Genomic DNA, 17,180 nt, shown 5'->3' with positions numbered 1-17,180 from the left:
TCATGTCCGTCGCCCGACCACAGAAGTCGGATGCAGACACATCCTCCGCACATATCGCGCGAAATACTCCCCCCGTTACATGATCGAGATAGCTCATCTTGGCGTCGAGACCAATTCGGCGCAACCCGGTGACTCTTTCGTGTCCGGACACCTAATTGTCACCTTTCGGTATCGGAGCCGGAAGATCACATCGTTGTATTTCGTACTCGGGCACTCGGTCGAATCGATATCCGGCATAGAAGAACGAGCGCTTGAAATTTCGGACGAACAATTGCTTCGTCAACGGGTCGCGGTACGAGGCCAACAATTCCTCGGTGTCGGGGCAGGTCAGCGCCACCTCGGCTTCCTTGACCCAGTCCTCGTCCAAGTACCAGGGCAGGAACGGATGGATGTCGACGAGGTCGAGATCGGCCACCACCCAATCCGGATAGAGATTCTTGTCGTGCCCGATCCGGCCGTTCTCGAGCCGCTCGGTGTGCGAGGCCAACGGATACGCCAGACCCATCTGGTCGATGACCCGGACATCGAGGCCGACGTTCATGCTGGTCATTCCGAGGTTGAGGAAGTACACGGTGTGACCGACGCCACCTTCGGGGATGGGCAGCGGCGGCGGAACGACATCCCAGTAAGTGAACTGCGCCGACGGCAACAGCAGCCCACCGTCGGGGGTGTCGTCGATCGCCTCGACCATCGCTCGCATCCGCGGGTAGTCCAGGTAATCCGAGGCCAGGATCGGATGGGCATGCCCGGTATTGAGGGAGTAGAAGGCTCGCTCGTCGACGATGCCGTTCCTGCCGACGATCGTGCCCTGGGGCATCCCCGTCGTATTCGCCGCCGCGACGGCCCAGACGACAATGGCACCCCACACGAGTATCTCGGCGAAAAATATTGCTGTGACCCGGTCTGCAGACCACCGTTTCGGCAGCGCAACGGGAAACACCGAAATCGGCAACAACAGGGTGAACAATGCCGGCAGCAAGGTTCGACCGTGCATGAAATCGCCGCCTACGCGAATCGCGTAGACAGCCAGAACGAATCCGCTGATCAATGCGAACAGCACGACGGCAGACGGCGTCCGCAGCGCCGCGAGCCAGCCGCCGAACGTACGGGGCACAGACAACCGAATCCGCGACGCCGACAGCACTGCCCCGACGACGAGAAGCACGAGCGGCAACCACAACAGGTACGGCCCCACCAGGTTGGACAGGTACGCGAATCCCTGAGACCACTTGGCTCCACCCGCATCCTTCGATACCGCGGTGTTGGGGTACGGCAGACCGTAGTAACCCATGCGCCAGATCTGGTAGGCCACCGGAACGGTTCCGGCGAACGCGAACACCCGAAACCTGGACAGCCAGCTCTGCGGAGCCAGAAAGATCATCGCCAGTGCGAGCACGGCCACGATGGACAGTTCCGGACGCACCAGCGGGCCGAGACCGGCGAAGAAGGCCAGCAGCAGCAGCTCGGCGCCACCGCCGCGGCGTTGGCCCCAGCGAACCATCAACAGCCACAGAGTCGCCAGCCAGAAGATGACCAGGCAGGTCTCGAGTCCGGACGTCGCGAAGTCGCGGGCCGGGGGCACCGCGATGTAGACGAGTACGCCGGCCGGGAGGAACAAGGTCCGCGTCGCAGTGCGACCACGAAGCGCGAAGGTGCCGATCATCGCAATGACGACGGCGGCCGTGGACAGGACGAGCGCAATCGTCAGGACCACGTACTCGAGTCGGCCCTCGCTCAGCCAACTGCCCGCGTACACGAGGTAGGTCCAGATGGTGCTGGTGTTGGTCTCCACCCGCTCGCCTGCGTTGAACACCGGGCCGTTGCCGGCCAGCAGGTTACGGACGGTACGCAGCACGATCAGGCCGTCGTCGGCGATCCAGCGGCGTTCCCACGCGCCCCAGAGGAACAACGCTCCGGCGACCACGGTCCCGATCCAGAAGACGGGCCTGGTGATCGATATCCGAGCGGAGTCTTTATCTCGTGTGTCTCGCTGGTCAGGCGAGGTAGACAGCGACACCAACCACTCCGATCCACGCTATGGCGAGTAGCTGCAGAACCCTGTCTCCCAACGCGATCTCTTCGGGTTCGCCTGCCTCGCCGCCGTCGACATCCACTGCGTATCGCAGGATAGCGATGGTGAACGGAATCATCGAGATGGCGAACCAGTTGGCATCCGTTTCGGCGTCCTGCTGGAAGGCCCACAGGCCGTAGCAGATGACGACGGCCGTCGCGGACAGTGTCCAGACGAATCGCAGGTAGGTGGTGGTGTAATTCTCGAGCGACTTGCGGATCTTCGCGCCGGTGCGTTCGGCGAGATGCAGCTCTGCGTACCGCTTGCCTGCCGCCATGAACAGCGATCCGAACGCCATGATCAGCAGGAACCACTGCGAGAGCGGGATGGACGCAGCTACCCCGCCGGCGATCGCACGGAGCAGGAAGCCCGAGGAGACGATGCAGATGTCCAGCACGGCCTGGTGCTTGAGCCCGAAGCAATACGCCAGCTGAACGGCGATATAGACGCCGATGACCAGCGCGAGCTTCCAGTTGGCGATGAACGACAGTCCGATCGCCAGCCCCAGTGAGACCACCGCCATGCCGTACGCGACGTTGACCGGCAGCACACCGGCCGCGATCGGTCGGAACCGCTTGGTGGGATGAGCGCGATCGGCCTCGACGTCGAGCGCGTCGTTGACGAGGTAGATACCCGAGGCCGCGAAGCAGAAGACGACGAAGGCCAACGCCACGGACAGCAGAACATCGGACTCGGTCACCGAGCCCGCGGCCAGCGGCGCGGCGAGCACCAGCACGTTCTTGACCCACTGACGCGGACGAAGCGCCTTCACGATGCCGTCCGCGAGGTTCTTCGGCGGTGCGCCTACGGGTGCGGCATCCTCGCTCATTTGTCTCCTTCGAACTTCACGACGGCCGCAGCCGTCAACGCGCCGAGTGCCGATCCGGCCAACACGTCGGTGGGGTAATGGACTCCGAGCACCAAGCGCGAGAGCAGCATGGGTGGGACGAGGACCGCCGGTAACGGTAGCCCGGTCACCCGGCCGAGGAGAACCGCGGCGGCTGTGGTCGATGTCGCGTGCGAGGACGGGAAGCTCAGCTTGCTCGGCGTCGAGACGTTGATACGCACGGCCGGGTCGTGTGGACGCGGCCGACGCACGACCCGTTTGATGACGATCGACGCGGCGTGTGATCCGACGGCGCCGACAGCCACCGACGCCCACTGACGCCGACGCGGCGCGTCCAGTGCAGCACCGATGCCGGCGATCGCGACCCACCCGAGGGCATGTTCACCGAAGTGGGACATGCCACGTGCGACGGTGATCGCTCCGGGGGCACTGCCGACGGTGCTCTGTACCTTTTCGAGGATCCGAACTTCCGTCGGTACCTCGCTCTGGCCTTTACGCCTGGTAACGAAAGACACGTTCCCACGTTTCCTTACTGGTCAGATGCGGCACCGCGTCACGGTACCGAGCTTTGAGTTCGGGGAATTCGGCTGCCAGCTGCTTGCGCAACGACAGGGCTTCCTTGAGCAACGCCGCGGCCTGCTTGCGGTCCCGCTTGCGGTAGACGACGCCTCGGCCGTCGGCGGTGGTGACGGTGACGCCGTCGACCTGCGAGAGCAGGAACCAGCGGGCGTCGAGGGTCGGGACGTTGAGCTGCGGGCGGTCGTGGTGCTGCGGATGCTCTTGTTTTGCGTTGTGCAGCACACCCTTTGCCAGCCGACGAACCTTGGACAGTGGGTTGGTCGGCTCGCCGACGGCTCCGATTTCCTCCCCGGATGCAAGGGGCAACTCCGTGGAACTACCGACGACGACGGCGTCGGGAAATTCCTTGCGCAGGGCGTGCACCGTCGGAAGAGCGGTGGGCAGAATTTCGAGAATGTGCTCGGGACCGGCCAGGAAGTCGCGGATCGCGAGGTTCTGAATGGCGACCGTCGAGTATTCGAGGCACAGCAAATGCTTGATGGTGGCCTTGACGGTGTCGAGCACCAGGCCTTTGCCGTCACCCGGCATGTGCAGCGAGGCCACCACGAGGCGGTTGCGCAGGTGGAAGTACGCCTGCCAGTCGATGGCGTCGTCCTTGTCGCTCCACGCCATGTGCCAGATCGCCGCGCCGGGCAGCGTCACCGTCGGGTAGCCGGCTTCCCTTGCCCGCAAACCGTATTCGGCGTCGTCCCACTTGATGAACAGGGGCAGCGGCTGCCCGAGCTCCTCGGCGACGACGCGCGGAATCATGCACATCCACCAGCCGTTGTAGTCGACGTCGATGCGCCGGTGCAGGAGCTTGCTGGTGCGCAGTGGGTCCTCGGAGAAATCGTGGTCGTACTCCACGTTCTGCGCACCGGTCCACATGAAGTTGCCGCGATCGATCACTTCACCCATGACGTGCAGGTGACTGCGCGCCTGCAGGTTGAGCATCTGACCGCCCACGAGCGTCGGGACCTTGGCGAACCGAGACATGGCCAGCGCGCGCAGGATCGAGTCGGGCTCGATCTCGATGTCGTCGTCCATGAACAGAATGTGTTGACACGCAGTATTTTCGAGCGCCTCGTACATGATGCGGCTGTACCCACCCGACCCACCGAGGTTGGCTTGATCGTGGATGGCGAGGCGGCCACCGAGGGCCGCTGCGGCCTCGTCGAATCCGGGCTCGTCCTTCGCCTTGCGGGTGCCCTGATCCGGCATGATGACCGCTTTCACGACATCCAGCACCAACGGGTCCGAGCCAAGGGCGACAAGAGCTTTGACGGCGTCCGTCGGACGGTTGAACGTGGGGATGCCGACGGCAACGGTCGCTTCGCCCGGAGCGTCGATCGGCGCGTACCAACCAGCGCTCTCGAGAACCACCTCGGAGTCGGACGTGATGTCGAACCAGATCCAGCCGCCGTCCTCGAACGGGCCCAGATCGATCAGAAACTCTTGCGCCGCATCGCCGTCCACGGCCTCACGGCCCTCGACGTGGATGCGCGAGGCATCGGCCTTGGACCGGTAGACGTCGATTCGGCAGTGCCCGGAGACCTCCACGCGCAGCACCACCGACTTCAGAATGCTGTAACGCCGCCAATAGCTCGCCGGGAACGCATTGAAGTACGTGCAGAACGACACCTCGGACTCGGCACCGACGGTCACCGAGGTCCGCGACAGCGAGTGCGCGCGTTTGGCGTTGGTGAGCGCCTCTTCGAGGTACAGCGTGCGCACGTCGAGCGGCTCACCCGAGCGCGGTAGCAACACTCGCTGCAACAGCGACTTCCCGAGAACCGGCACTGCGTCCGGGGCGCCGTCCTCGAGGAGATGCCTGGCGGTCACTTGTCGCCCGCCAGAGCAGCGCCGGACTCGAAGTGTGGAGCCAAGGTGTTCTCGTACATGTTCAACGCGCTGGCGATGGCCATGTGCATGTCCAGGTACTGGTAGGTCCCGAGTCGCCCACCGAACAGCACGCCGTTGGATGCGGCTTCGGCCTTGGCGCGGGCGCGGTAGGACTCGAGCTTGCTCCGGTCGTCGGGAGTGTTGATCGGGTAGTACGGCTCGTCTCCGCTCTCGGCGAAGCGCGAGAACTCACGCATGATGACCGTCTTGTCGGTCGGGTAGTCACGTTCGGGGTGGAAGTGCCGGAACTCGTGGATCCGGATGAACGGGACGTCGGCGTCGTTGTAGTTCATCACCGGAGTGCCCTGGAAGTCCCCCGTCTGGAGCACCTCGGTCTCGAAGTCGATGGTGCGCCAACCCAATTCACCCTCGGAATAGTCGAAGTAACGATCCAGCGGGCCGGTGTAGACGATCGGGGCGTCCGGGCTCTCGGCGACGATCTGCTCTCGGACGTCGAACCAGTCCGTGTTCAGGCGCACTTCGATCTTCTCGTCGCGCGTCATGTTCTCGAGCCACGCGGTGTAGCCGTCGACGGGCAGGCCCTCGTAGGTGTCGTTGAAGTACCGATTGTCGAACGTGTACCGGACCGGCAGGCGGGTGATGTTGCCTGCGGGCAGTTCCTTCGGATCGGTCTGCCACTGCTTGGCGGTGTAGTCACGGATGAACGCCTCGTAGAGAGGACGGCCGATCAACGAGATCGCCTTCTCCTCGAAGTTCTGTGCATCCTTGGAGTCGAACTCGCTGGACTGCTCCTCGATCAGCGCGCGCGCCTCGGCAGGCGAGAAGAATTTGCCGAAGAACTGCGAGATCAGACCCAAGCCCATCGGGAACTGATAGGACTGGCCGTCGTGCAACGCGAACACGCGGTGCTGATACCCGGTGAAGTCGGTGAACTGATTGACGTAGTCCCAGACCCTCTTGTTCGAGGTGTGAAACAGGTGCGCGCCGTACTTGTGGATCTCGATACCCGTCTCGGGCTCGGCCTCCGAGTACGCGTTACCGCCCAGGTGGTGCCGCCGATCCAGCACCAGCACACGCTTGCCCAGTTGGGACGCCGCCCGTTCTGCGACGGTCAGTCCGAAGAACCCGGATCCGACGACGATCAGGTCGTATCGGCCGGTCGCGGAGGCGTCGGAAGAGGTGGTCTCGGAGCTCACAGCAGTCACGGGCAACCAGGGTATCCGACGACGGTGACGGACCTACCGCGCCAGGCGTCATTCGGTAGAGCGTCGGAGCAGGTAGGTATCCATCACCCAGCCGTGCTGGGACTTGACCTCCTCGCGGGCGCGGCGGATGTCGCCCAGCACGTCGTCGAGTGGACCCGCCACCAGTTTCTCGTCACCGGTGCCCAGGTTCGCTCCCCAATGAATGCCCCATCCCGCGCCGGTCAACGCACTGCAGGCCAGGTTGCCGTCGAGCATCACCACGAGATTGTCGAGACCGGCCGCGACATCCCCGGCCAGGTTCCTTCCGGTGGTGATGACGATCGGACCGCCGATGCGGTTGAGCACGATCCGATGACTCGCCGCCAACATCGACACGCTCGAGATGCCGGGTGTGACATCGAACTCGATGTCGCCGCGCAGCGCCGCGATCCGCTCGACGACGCGGATCGTGCTGTCGTAGAGCGCCGGGTCGCCCCAGACGAGGAACCCCACGACGGTGCCCTCCGCGAGCCCGTCGAGCACCTCTGCGTACGCGTGCGCGCGGGCGTCGTGCCAATCCAGCACTGCGCTCTCGTACTGCCGAGGAGATCGGTCACGCGGCGGGTCGGGTACCTCGATCATCCGGTAGCTGCCGCCGTGGTGACGCTCGAGTACAGCTCGCCGTGCAGCTCCGAGATCACCGACCGACGCACCCTTGTCCGCCACGATGAACACGTCCACGGCCCGCAACGTCTCGACGGCCTGGACGGTGAGCTGATCCGGATGTCCGCCGCCGATGCCGATCAGATGGATCTTCACGAGCGGTCCCGGCACGCGTCGTACAGGTGTGATTCGGCGACGACGCGTCGAGCCAGGGCAGGCCCCACCAGAATCACCGCGGCCTGACGCAGACCCGCGGCCTCGACCCGATCGGCAATGTCGGCCAGAGTGCCGCGCAGAATCAGCTCGTCCGGCTTGCTGGCATGGAAGACGACGATGGCCGGGCAATCCGGGCCGTAGTACTCGGCGAGTTCGTCGGCCAGGATGCGGGTGCGGGTGATGGCCAGGTGCAACGCCAGTGTGGCGCGGGTGGCGGCGAAGTTCGCCAGCGCCTCGGTGTTCGGCATCGCCGTCGAGCGGGCCTGCGCGCGCGTGAGCACCACCGACTGCGTCACCTCGGGCACCGTCAGCTCGACGCCGAGCGAGGCGGCAGCGGCCGCGTACGCCGGCACACCGGGGGTGACGTCCCAGGGCACGTCTGCGGCGTCGAGCCGAGCGGACTGTTCGGCGAGCGCGGAGTAGAGGGACGGGTCGCCCGAGCACAGGCGCGCAACATCCTCACCGCGCTGGTGGGCGGCGACGAGTTCGGCGGTGATGGCGTCGAGGTCGAGCTTCGCGGTGTCGACGAGGCGGGTGCCGGCCGAGCAGTGCTCGAGGATCGCGTCGTCGATGTAGGTGCCGGCGTAGACGCAGACCGGGCTCGATCGCAAGAACTCGACGGCTCGCAGCGTGAGCAGGTCGGCTGCGCCTGGTCCGGCGCCGATGAAGTGCACAGTCACAGCTGGAAAGCCTAGGTGGGCAGGAGTGGAGCCTGCGAAATGACCCAGAAAAACGGAGTGGAGCCTGCGAAATGACCCAGAAAAACGGAGTGGAGCCTGCGGAACGACCTGGAGTGCAAACCCCGACGCGCCGCGTCTTCGGAGCTCCCGCCGATAGCTAACTGTCAAGCTAAGGTTTAGCCTTGTGTCTGATGGGACTCATGTTGCTGATGTTATTCATGTTGCTCAGCAATCGCGATTCCAACGACGCATACCTACCAACAACCAGGGAGTACCGCCTTGCCGAACCGTCGAACGAAGCCGTCGATCGTTCTCGGTGCTGTCGCACTGCTCGCCGTAGCGACCCCCTTTGCGGTCACAGGCCTCACCGACAGCACGACAACCGGAGTTCGACCGGCCAACGAGACAACCCCGGTCACCGTGCCGACCACGATCGTCGAGACCGCGCTGAGCTCTGCCCCGGACATCGTCATTCCGCTGCAGCAGCTCACCGGACTACCGTTGCCCGATCTGCGGCTCTCCGATCTGAAGTACCTGCCGTTGCCGGATTCCATCGTCATCCCGCCGATCGAGATCCCCGACATCCCGGGCCTCACCACCCCTGCTCCCGGGAACGCAACCGCGCAGGCACCGGTGCCCAGGGTGGACGCGTCCGCGCCGGTCAACCCCGAAGCGGCAGATCCCACCGGACCGCCGCTCGGTGCAGCCGTCAAGGAAATCAGGCAGGACAACCCGTTCAGCATGGTGGCGTTGACCTCCGAGCAGTTGAACGGTGCGTCCGCGCAGGTTCGTCGTCAGCTCGAAGACGGCTCCTGGGGTCCGTGGCTCCAGACCGCACCGGTCGACAGCACGGCCGACGACTCCGCGCCTGCACCGAGAACTCAGGGCACCGAACCGATCTTCGTGGGACTGACCAAGGCCGTGCAGGTGCTGCTGACGCCACTGACGAGCAGCGCAGCGCCCGAAAGCTTTGCCGGTGCGCAGGTTCCCGAGGTTCCCGTCGTCGAACTGCCTGCCGCCGATGCACCTGTTGCGGAAGCACCGGCAGTAGAGGCACCAGCCGTCGCCACCGACCAGCCGCTGGGTTACACCCCGGCGTCGTCGAGCAAGCCTCTGCGCCAACAGGATCCGGCACCACTCGATCCGGCCGCAATGGATCCGGCAGCAGCCGAGCCTGCACCGGCAGACCCGGCAGCGGATCCCAACCAGGCGAGTTCCGCAGAGCAGCTGGCTGCGGCCGTCAGCGACATCAGTGCCGTGCTCATCACTCCCGGCACGTCCCCGGCCGACTCGGCGCTCAGTGAGATCGCCACTCCCGTCGCCGGTAACGCAGGCCCCAACGTCATCACTCGCGCCCAGTGGGGTGCCGACGAGTCGATCCGTTGCGACACACCGACGTACGACGACTTCATCGGTGGTGCCACCGTGCACCACACCGCGGGCAGCAACGACTACTCCAAGTCGGAATCTGCCGAAATCGTTCGCGCCATCTACGCCTACCACGCGCAGACGCTCGGCTGGTGCGACATCGGTTACAACGCCCTCGTCGACAAGTACGGCCAGATCTTCGAGGGCCGTGCCGGTGGCCTGGACAAGCCGGTTCAGGGCGCACACGCGGGCGGATTCAACGAGAACACCGTCGGCGTCGCCATGATGGGCGACTACTCCACCGAGGATCCCTCGCAGGAAACCGTCGACTCCGTCGGCAAGTTCCTCGGATGGCGACTCGGCAATGCCGGTCTCGACCCCAAGGGCACCACCACGATGACCTCCGAGGGAACGGACTTCACGTTCGTCGGCAAGGGCAAGAGCATCGACCTGCCGGTGATCTTCGGGCACCGCGACGTCGGCAACACAGAATGCCCCGGAAACGCCGGATATGCCCGCCTCGGCGAGATCCGTGAGATCGCAGCGGCCAATCTGGGTGGCGGAGAGGCCCCGGTGGAAACACCGGACACGACCGACACGGCTCCGGATACCGCAGTGACCGACGCGGCACCGTCACGTCCGGGTACCGAAGCCAGTTCCACTCCGGGCGAGAACATCCCGGCGCTGGTCGCAGAATTGCAGCGATTGGCAGCGACCAGTCCCGTCGCGCAGAAGTGGTTGTCCTCGGGCGGTGAGACCGGTGCACTCGGTGTACCGGTGAGCGGTCTGGTGCAGGTGAGCGGTGGCCGCGAGAAGGCTCAGTTCGCCAACGGTGAGATCATCACGAACATGGCCGGTCAGGCTGTAGCCGTTATCGGCAAGATCTTCCAGCAGTACCTTCAGCAGGGCGGCGTCGACGGTGTCCTCGGCCTACCGATCACCGACGAGTTCCGGGTGCAGGAGGGCTTCCGGACGGACTTCGAGAACGGTTCGTTGATCTTCAACGAGCTCACCGGAATCGTCACCACGGTGATCAAGACGTACAACGACACCTACAGCGCGCAAATGCAGAACCCGGTGGCGGCACCGGTGGCTCCGGCACCGGTGCCGGAGCCTGCACCCGCAGGCTGAGAGTCGTCAGCGAAAGGGCCGAGTCACTACGGTGACTCGGCCCTTTCGTGTTGTGCTGGGTAGTGGTCGGGACGTCACCACCAGCGTTCGAGAACCCGCGCCACTCCGTCTTCGGCGTTGGTGACGGTGACTTCGTTCGCCGCCGCGACGGCGGCGGGATGTGCGTTGCCCATTGCGACGCCGAGTCCGACCATCGACAGCATCGGCACATCGTTGGGCATGTCGCCGAAGGCCACGATGTCCGAGACGTCCACCGACAGCGACTCGGCGACCTTGGCCAGGCCCGATGCCTTGGTTATCCCTGGAGCCGACAGCTCGATGAGTCCGTTGTCGGTGGAAAACGTCAGGTCAGCGCGGCCGGCGATCAATGGGGACAGCACATCGGCCATGTGTCCGCTGGTGGTGCCGGTCAACCGGATCAGTAGCTTGACCGCGGGGACGTCGACCACGTCGTCTTCGGTCATCTCGATGTTGTCGGGATTGAGCCAGGCGTGCTCGTATCCCGGCGAGCTGACGAACTGTGCGGTGGCGGAGTCGTGTGCGGTACGGCCGACCCGCTCGGCGGCCAGACCGCACCCGGGCAACGCGCGGTAAGCGACGTCGGCCAACCACTGGAGCGTCTCGACCGACAGGGTTTCGGCATTGAGCACTCGATCGGCAGCGGCGTCGTAGATCACCGCACCGTTGGCGCACACCGACATCGGCGCGTATCCCAGCTGCTCTACGACGGGGTGGATCCATCGTGGCGGCCGGCCGGTGCACAGCACGAACGGCACTCCGTCGGCCACGACGGCCGAGACGGCACGTCGGGTGCGTTCGGAGACACGTTCGTGCTGGTCGAGCAAAGTGCCGTCGACGTCGCTTGCGACGAGTCGGGGGGCGAGGCGGGTGGTGTTCGGCGCGTTGGTCATCGTGACGTCATTCTGCCCTAGTGTCGAAGTGCCCTGTTTTCGACATGCACGTCTTCGATGTGGAAGGAACGGTAGATGACAACTGCGAACCGTCAGATCCGATTGGCGCAGCGTCCGGTGGGGCGTCCCGACGAATCGACGTGGAACCTCACCGAGGAACCGATACCCACTCCGGGCGACGGCGAGTTCGTCGTCACCGTCGACTACGTCTCTCTCGACCCGGCGATGCGGGGCTGGCTCAACGACGCACGCTCGTACGTACCACCCGTCGGCATCGGTGAGGTCATGCGCGCCCATGCAGTGGGCCGGGTGCTCGAATCTCACCATCCCGATTACGCAGTCGGAGAGATAGTTTCGGGCTCGTTCGGCGTCACCGAGCATGCCCTGTCGGATGGCACCGGGGTACAGAAGGTCGACGAATCCGTCGCCCCGGCGCCCACGTGGCTCGGTGCCCTCGGCTTCCCCGGCCTGACCGCGTACTTCGGACTGATGGACGTCGGCAAGCTCACCGAGGGCGACACCGTGGTGATCTCCGGTGCCGCTGGAGCCGTCGGTAGCATCGCGGGGCAGATTGCGAAAGCCAAGGGCTGCACTGTGATCGGCATTGCCGGCGGAGCCGAGAAATGTGCCTGGCTCACCGAGGAACTCGGCTTCGACGCGGCGATCGACTACAAGAACGAGTCGGTCTACCAGGGGCTCAAGGCCGCGGCACCGAAGGGCATCGACGTGTACTTCGACAACGTCGGCGGCGAGATTCTCGACGCGGCGTTGTCTCGCCTGCGTAAAGGCGCACGAGTGGTGTTGTGCGGGGCCATCTCCGGCTACAACGCCACCGACCCTCAGCCCGGTCCCGCGCACTACCTGTCCCTGCTGATCAATCGAGCATCGATGACCGGATTCATCATCTTCGACTACCTCGATCGGTTCCGGGAGGGCATCGAAGCGCTGTCCGACATGCTCACCAATGGCACGATGACCGCACGCGAGCAGATCGAGATCGGTGGAATCACCGCCTTCGGATCGACGCTGAACATGCTGTTCGACGGCGCGAACACCGGCAAACTGGTTCTCGAGGTCGGCGAGCGCACCCACGACTCGGAATTATGAGGCCCGCTCGTTCGTTGAACCTCACGTACCGGCCGATAGAGCGCTAGTTCGATAGGACGCTAGGAGAGCAACGATGTCTACAGCAACCGAAACCGCCATTCTCGCCGGAGGGTGCTTCTGGGGAGCCGAAGAGCTCGTCCGCAGGCTTCCGGGAGTGGTCTCCACCCGCGTCGGATACACCGGCGGCGAGGTGCCCAACGCGACGTACCGCAACCACGGCAACCACGCCGAGGGCCTCGAAGTGGTCTACGACCCATCCAAGACGTCGTACCGGGACCTGCTGGAGTTCTTCTTCCAGATCCACGATCCGAGCACGAAGAACCGTCAGGGCAACGACATCGGAGCCAGCTATCGCTCCGCGATCTTCTACCTCGACGACGAGCAGAAGCGCGTTGCCGAGGACACGATCGCCGATGTCGACGCGTCGGGACTGTGGCCGGGCAAGGTCGTCACCGAGGTGTCCCCGGCAGGCGATTTCTGGGAAGCCGAGCCCGAGCACCAAGATTACCTGCAGAAGTACCCCGAGGGCTACACGTGCCACTGGGTCCGACCCGACTGGAAGCTGCCGCGTCGGGCAACTGCGTAATCTGTTTCGTTTTCTGCTCCACTCCTCGCTTTTGTCAGCGGAATTCCGCCGGTCGAAGTGTCGAGTGGAGCAGAAAGTGCTTTACGGCCCCGCGAGTTCACCAGATTTTGCGACACTGATCCGGTGAACTCCGACAGAACCCCGCGATCGATGGCCGACGTCTTTCGTTCGCCGCGTTTCTGGCTCGCCCCCATTCTGGTGGTATCGGCGTTGATGTCGTTTTTGGCCGCGCTGTATCTCGGCGGCGTTCTCGACCCCCGAGGCAATCTGCACGACTTGCCGATCGCCATCGTCAACCAGGATCAGGGCGACACGCTTGCGGGCGAGCAACGCAACATCGGCAACGACATCGTCGACGGGCTGCTGCAGAACGTCGATCCCGAGAAGGTCGCTTTCCGAGAAGTCGGACCGGCCCAGGCCGAATCGCTGCTGTCGACGGCCGAGGTCTACGGCTCCATCGTCATCCCCAGTGATTTCACCAAGAGAATGGGAATCCTGGCGCAGGCGAGTGTGATTCCCGGCGACGTCGAGAAGCCGATCATCACCGTCTACACCAATCCGCGCGCGGGCAGTTTCGGAATGTCGCTCGTAACAGGAGTTGCCACACCCGCATTCGAATCGGTCAATCAGACTGTGGGCCAACAGATCACCGATCAGGTGCGGCAGCAGCTCGGCGACACCGAGCTGGCGGGAGCGAGCGCACTCGCGTTGGCGCAGCCGATAAATGTCATTGTTGCCCAGCATGATCCACTGCCCGACGGCACCGGCGGTGGACTTTCTGCGTTCTACTACGCACTGCTGCTCGTACTGGCCGGTTTCACCGGTGCGACCATCGTCAGCACACTCGTCGACGGCCTACTCGGGTTCACTCCCACCGAAATCGGTCCCAAGTACATCCACCGCGGGCCGACCAGAATCACCCGTTTCCAGACGCTGCTCGTCAAGTGGCTCGTGATGTTCGTTCTCGCGCTGCTCGTGTCCGGCCTGTATCTGCTGATCAGTCATCTGCTCGGAATGCCCATCACGCACGCGTGGACCCTGTGGATGTACGGCGCTCTCGCGATCATCGCCGTCGGCTTCACTGCGTTGGCGGTGATGTCCGCATTCGGCAGCGCGGGATTGCTGATCAACCTGATCGTCTTCATCATCCTGGCGCTACCGTCATCGGGAGGCACGATCCCGCTCGAGGCCAGCCCGCCGATCTTCACCTGGCTTGCCCAGTTCGAGCCCATGCACCAGATCTTCCTCGGCACCCGATCCATCCTGTACTTCAACGCCTCACTCGACGCCGGCCTGCTGCATTCGGTGTGGATGACGTTGCTCGGACTTCTCATCGGGCTCGTGTTCGGCCTGGTGTTCACCCTTGTCTACGACAGAAAGGGTCTCGACAGGAGCCTCGATTCACCGGGCGCTCTCAGCTGACGCCAGTACACTCGGCCCAATGCTTGCTGTGAATCCGGCCGGGAGCGTGGTACCCCGCCGTGCCTTCCACGCGTACCTCGACGTCGCCATCGTCGTCCTCGTGCTCGTGGGCACCAACCTCATCGCGCACTTCACCACGGCCTGGGCCAGTATCGCGACGGTTCCCATCGCCGCTGTTCTGTTGGTCGTCCTCTCGAACCGACGAGGTCTGGGGTGGGCCGAGCTGGGTCTGTCTCCGAAACAGTGGAAGACGGGTTCGCTGTATGCACTGGGTGCCGTCGGCATCGTCCTGACTGTGGTCGCGATCGGCGCACTGCTGCCGCTCACCCGGCCGTTCTTCATGGCCGATAGGTACGCCACCGTCTCCGCCGCTCTGATCGCGTCGATGATCGTGATTCCGCTGCAGACCGTCATCCCCGAGGAACTCGCGTTCCGCGGGGTCCTCCACGGCACGCTGGGTCGCATCACCGGGGCTCGCGGCGTCTTCGCCGCAGGATCCCTGCTGTTCGGCCTGTGGCACATCGCGTCCTCGCTGGGGCTGACGGCGGGCAACGTGGGGCTCAGCGGATTCCTCGGCGGCGGAGTCTTCGGGCAAATAGTGGGCATCGGTCTGGCCGTAGTAGCAACCGCCGCGGCCGGAGTGGTGTTCACGTGGCTGCGTAGCCGCAGCGGCAGCTTGATTGCCCCCATCGCGCTGCACTGGTCCCTCAACGGCCTCGGGGCCCTGGCTGCTGCGCTCGTGTGGCACGCGTCGATGAGCTGATCCCGGTGAAGGACATGCTGTGGCAGTACCTTCAGCTCGCCCGCCAGAACATGCTGTGGAAACTGGACGGATTGAGCGAGTACCAGAAGCGCCGGCCGCTCACTCCGACCGGAACGAACCTGCTCGGCTTGATCAAACATCTGGCGCTCGTCGAATACGGCTATTTCGGGCTCACCTTCGGTCGCCAGTTTCCGGCGCGCTTCGCCGAACTCGATACATCAGCTGCGGCCCGGCTCAATTCCGACATGTGGGCCACTGCCGACGAGTGTCCGAGTACATCGTTGCCCTCTACGGTGACGCGTGGGTACATTCCGACGCCACCATCGCCGCACTGGAGCTGAACTCACCCGGCGTCGTGCCGCACTGGCCCGCCGACAAGCAGAACGTCGATCTGCACCGGATACTCGTGCACCTCGTCGCCGAGACGAACCGACATTCCGGTCATGCAGACATCCTGCGCGAGCTCATCGACGGATCCGTCGGGCTGCGACTCGGCAACGAAAACATGGCCGACGGCGACGCAGCATGGTGGGCGTCGTACCGATCCGAGCTGGAAACCATTGCACGAGAGGCCGCTCCGATCCATCCGACGGACTGACAGCCGGGCGTAGCAGTTCGTTGGAGACAGCGCGTCCCATGGCTTTCCGTCGTATCGAGGAGTCCATCCGCTTACGGATGGGTGGTGTGTGACGCGTCGATCGTCGAGATCTCCAGCAGACCCTTCGATGACGCGGGCGATGTGCCACCGGAAGGGCGTCTGGTTAAGCCGCAACGGAGGTCGTTCGTATGTGTACGACCTCATCCGCAGCCACTGAGTGGGCCATTACCACGAGCCACCGACACGTTGCGATTCACGAATAGTTAAGCACGGCAATAGTTTTCGTTTCGATTATCATTGTGTCTCGAACACACGTTCGATACACTTCATGGTATGACCACAGCGATCTGGCAACTGAGCGAGGACCAACTCCTCGCCGCCGCCGCTGACGTCTCCCATCAGATTCAACTGTTGGAAGCCCGCCGTATCGCCCTCGTCGCCGAAATCGACACCCGCGTCGGCAAAGACAAACTCGGCTTCCCCGGCCCCGCCGGCTGGCTCACCTCCACCACCCTGCTCTCGGCGGGAAAAGCCAACAAGATCCTCGCCCTCGCCCGCGGGTTGAAGAACTTCCCCGATATCGCCGACGCGGTCAACACCGGCGTGATGTCCCTCGACCATGCCGCCCTGATCCTCGACTTCGCCGAAACCCCACCCAAGGACCTCCCCCAAGAGGGCTGCGATATGGCCCGGGCAGCGCTGATCAAAGCCGCGACCGGACCCGACGCCCGCACCGGCCCACTGCGCGCAGCGATCACCCGCTTGAACGACCTCTACGGCGGCAACAAGCCACCCGCCGAGGACACCGACCGCAACGAACTCTTCGCCTCCAAAACCCTGAACGGACGCCTGGCACTCAAAGGCGACTTCGACGCCGTCACCGGCGAAAAACTGCTCACCGCCCTCTCACCCCTCACCGAACCCCGCCCCGCCGCCGACGGCACCCAAGACGAACGCAGCCCCGCCAAACGCAGAGCGGATGCGTTCGGGCAGATCCTCGACCACTACCTCGCCTCCAGTGACCGCCCCACCGAAGGCGGCGACAGACCCCACGTCAACCTGCACATCAACCTCCGCGACCTCACCGACCTCCGCGGCACGGCGGACGGAACCGAACGTGCCAGCACCGATGATCTTTCCGCGGACCGCGGCGCGTATAGGGACATGTTCGGTGACGGCAGTTCTGTCGGCTGGCTGCCCTGGATGGGACCG

General features: G+C 64.4%; 14 protein-coding genes and 1 pseudogene. 7 read left to right on the top strand and 8 right to left on the bottom strand.

Features of this window, described 5'->3' with window-relative positions; all coding sequences use genetic code 11:
* Positions 1-151: 151 nt before the first annotated feature.
* The 7 genes from zomB to cobM are packed head-to-tail and all read right to left on the bottom strand — an operon-like array spanning position 152 to position 8,082.
* Positions 152-2,017, bottom strand: a complete 1,866-nt coding sequence (zomB, locus tag RHODMAR_RS05335) for a flagellar motor control protein ZomB (protein WP_042938097.1) — start codon at positions 2,015-2,017, stop codon at positions 152-154.
* Positions 1,995-2,900: a decaprenyl-phosphate phosphoribosyltransferase gene (locus tag RHODMAR_RS05330; RefSeq protein WP_008712098.1), complete on the bottom strand. Its 906-nt coding sequence runs from the start codon at positions 2,898-2,900 to the stop codon at positions 1,995-1,997. Before RHODMAR_RS05330 ends, zomB begins: the two co-directional genes overlap by 23 nt.
* Positions 2,897-3,433 (bottom strand): phosphatase PAP2 family protein, encoded by a 537-nt coding sequence (locus RHODMAR_RS05325; protein ID WP_008712096.1) that lies wholly within the window; start codon positions 3,431-3,433, stop codon positions 2,897-2,899. The genes RHODMAR_RS05330 and RHODMAR_RS05325 overlap by 4 nt, the downstream gene beginning before the upstream one ends.
* Complete coding sequence (locus tag RHODMAR_RS05320) at positions 3,411-5,318, bottom strand: glycosyltransferase (protein ID WP_008712093.1); 1,908 nt, start codon at positions 5,316-5,318, stop codon at positions 3,411-3,413. Before RHODMAR_RS05320 ends, RHODMAR_RS05325 begins: the two co-directional genes overlap by 23 nt.
* Positions 5,315-6,544: a UDP-galactopyranose mutase gene (gene glf / locus RHODMAR_RS05315; protein ID WP_008712091.1), complete on the bottom strand. Its 1,230-nt coding sequence runs from the start codon at positions 6,542-6,544 to the stop codon at positions 5,315-5,317. The genes RHODMAR_RS05320 and glf overlap by 4 nt, the downstream gene beginning before the upstream one ends.
* A 48-nt stretch (positions 6,545-6,592) precedes the next feature.
* Complete coding sequence (cobF, locus tag RHODMAR_RS05310) at positions 6,593-7,342, bottom strand: precorrin-6A synthase (deacetylating) (protein ID WP_042938111.1); 750 nt, start codon at positions 7,340-7,342, stop codon at positions 6,593-6,595.
* The gene (cobM, locus tag RHODMAR_RS05305; protein ID WP_008712087.1) at positions 7,339-8,082 is read right to left on the bottom strand and encodes a precorrin-4 C(11)-methyltransferase; all 744 of its coding nucleotides are present in this window, start codon (positions 8,080-8,082) and stop codon (positions 7,339-7,341) included. Before cobM ends, cobF begins: the two co-directional genes overlap by 4 nt.
* Positions 8,083-8,361: 279 nt before the next feature.
* Between cobM and RHODMAR_RS05300 the strand changes: the two genes are divergently transcribed.
* Positions 8,362-10,581 carry an N-acetylmuramoyl-L-alanine amidase gene (locus RHODMAR_RS05300; protein ID WP_008712084.1) on the top strand — a complete coding sequence of 740 codons (2,220 nt, stop codon included), beginning with the start codon at positions 8,362-8,364 and terminating at the stop codon, positions 10,579-10,581.
* A gap of 74 nt (positions 10,582-10,655) precedes the next feature.
* Here the strand turns inward: RHODMAR_RS05300 and RHODMAR_RS05295 are convergent, their stop codons facing one another.
* Positions 10,656-11,492, bottom strand: a complete 837-nt coding sequence (locus tag RHODMAR_RS05295) for a Cof-type HAD-IIB family hydrolase (RefSeq protein WP_008712081.1) — start codon at positions 11,490-11,492, stop codon at positions 10,656-10,658.
* Between the two features lie 75 nt (positions 11,493-11,567).
* Here RHODMAR_RS05295 and RHODMAR_RS05290 point away from each other — a divergent pair, with 75 nt between their 5' ends.
* The 6 genes and pseudogenes from RHODMAR_RS05290 to RHODMAR_RS05265 form a co-directional block, all read left to right on the top strand.
* Entirely contained in the window at positions 11,568-12,599 is a 1,032-nt protein-coding gene (locus RHODMAR_RS05290; RefSeq protein ID WP_008712078.1) for an NADP-dependent oxidoreductase, read from the top strand.
* A 73-nt stretch (positions 12,600-12,672) separates the two neighbouring features.
* Positions 12,673-13,185, top strand: coding sequence for a peptide-methionine (S)-S-oxide reductase MsrA (gene msrA, locus RHODMAR_RS05285; RefSeq protein ID WP_008712077.1), 513 nt, complete (start codon positions 12,673-12,675; stop codon positions 13,183-13,185).
* 150 nt (positions 13,186-13,335) lie between these two features.
* Positions 13,336-14,607, top strand: coding sequence for a YhgE/Pip domain-containing protein (locus tag RHODMAR_RS05280; RefSeq protein WP_008712075.1), 1,272 nt, complete (start codon positions 13,336-13,338; stop codon positions 14,605-14,607).
* Positions 14,608-14,626: 19 nt separating this feature from the next.
* On the top strand, positions 14,627-15,370 hold the full coding sequence (locus RHODMAR_RS05275; protein ID WP_008712072.1) for a CPBP family intramembrane glutamic endopeptidase: 744 nt from the start codon (positions 14,627-14,629) through the stop codon (positions 15,368-15,370).
* A 14-nt stretch (positions 15,371-15,384) separates the two neighbouring features.
* Positions 15,385-15,968: pseudogene (locus RHODMAR_RS05270) on the top strand (DinB family protein).
* Between the two features lie 333 nt (positions 15,969-16,301).
* Positions 16,302-17,180, top strand: an 879-nt coding sequence (locus RHODMAR_RS05265) for a DUF222 domain-containing protein (RefSeq protein WP_008712067.1), incomplete at its 3' end; no start/stop codon positions are given.

The sequence above is a fragment of the Rhodococcus sp. AW25M09 genome (assembly GCF_000333955.1).
Taxonomy (GTDB): Bacteria; Actinomycetota; Actinomycetes; order Mycobacteriales; family Mycobacteriaceae; genus Rhodococcoides.
This window is presented reverse-complemented; position numbering and strand designations above follow the sequence as displayed.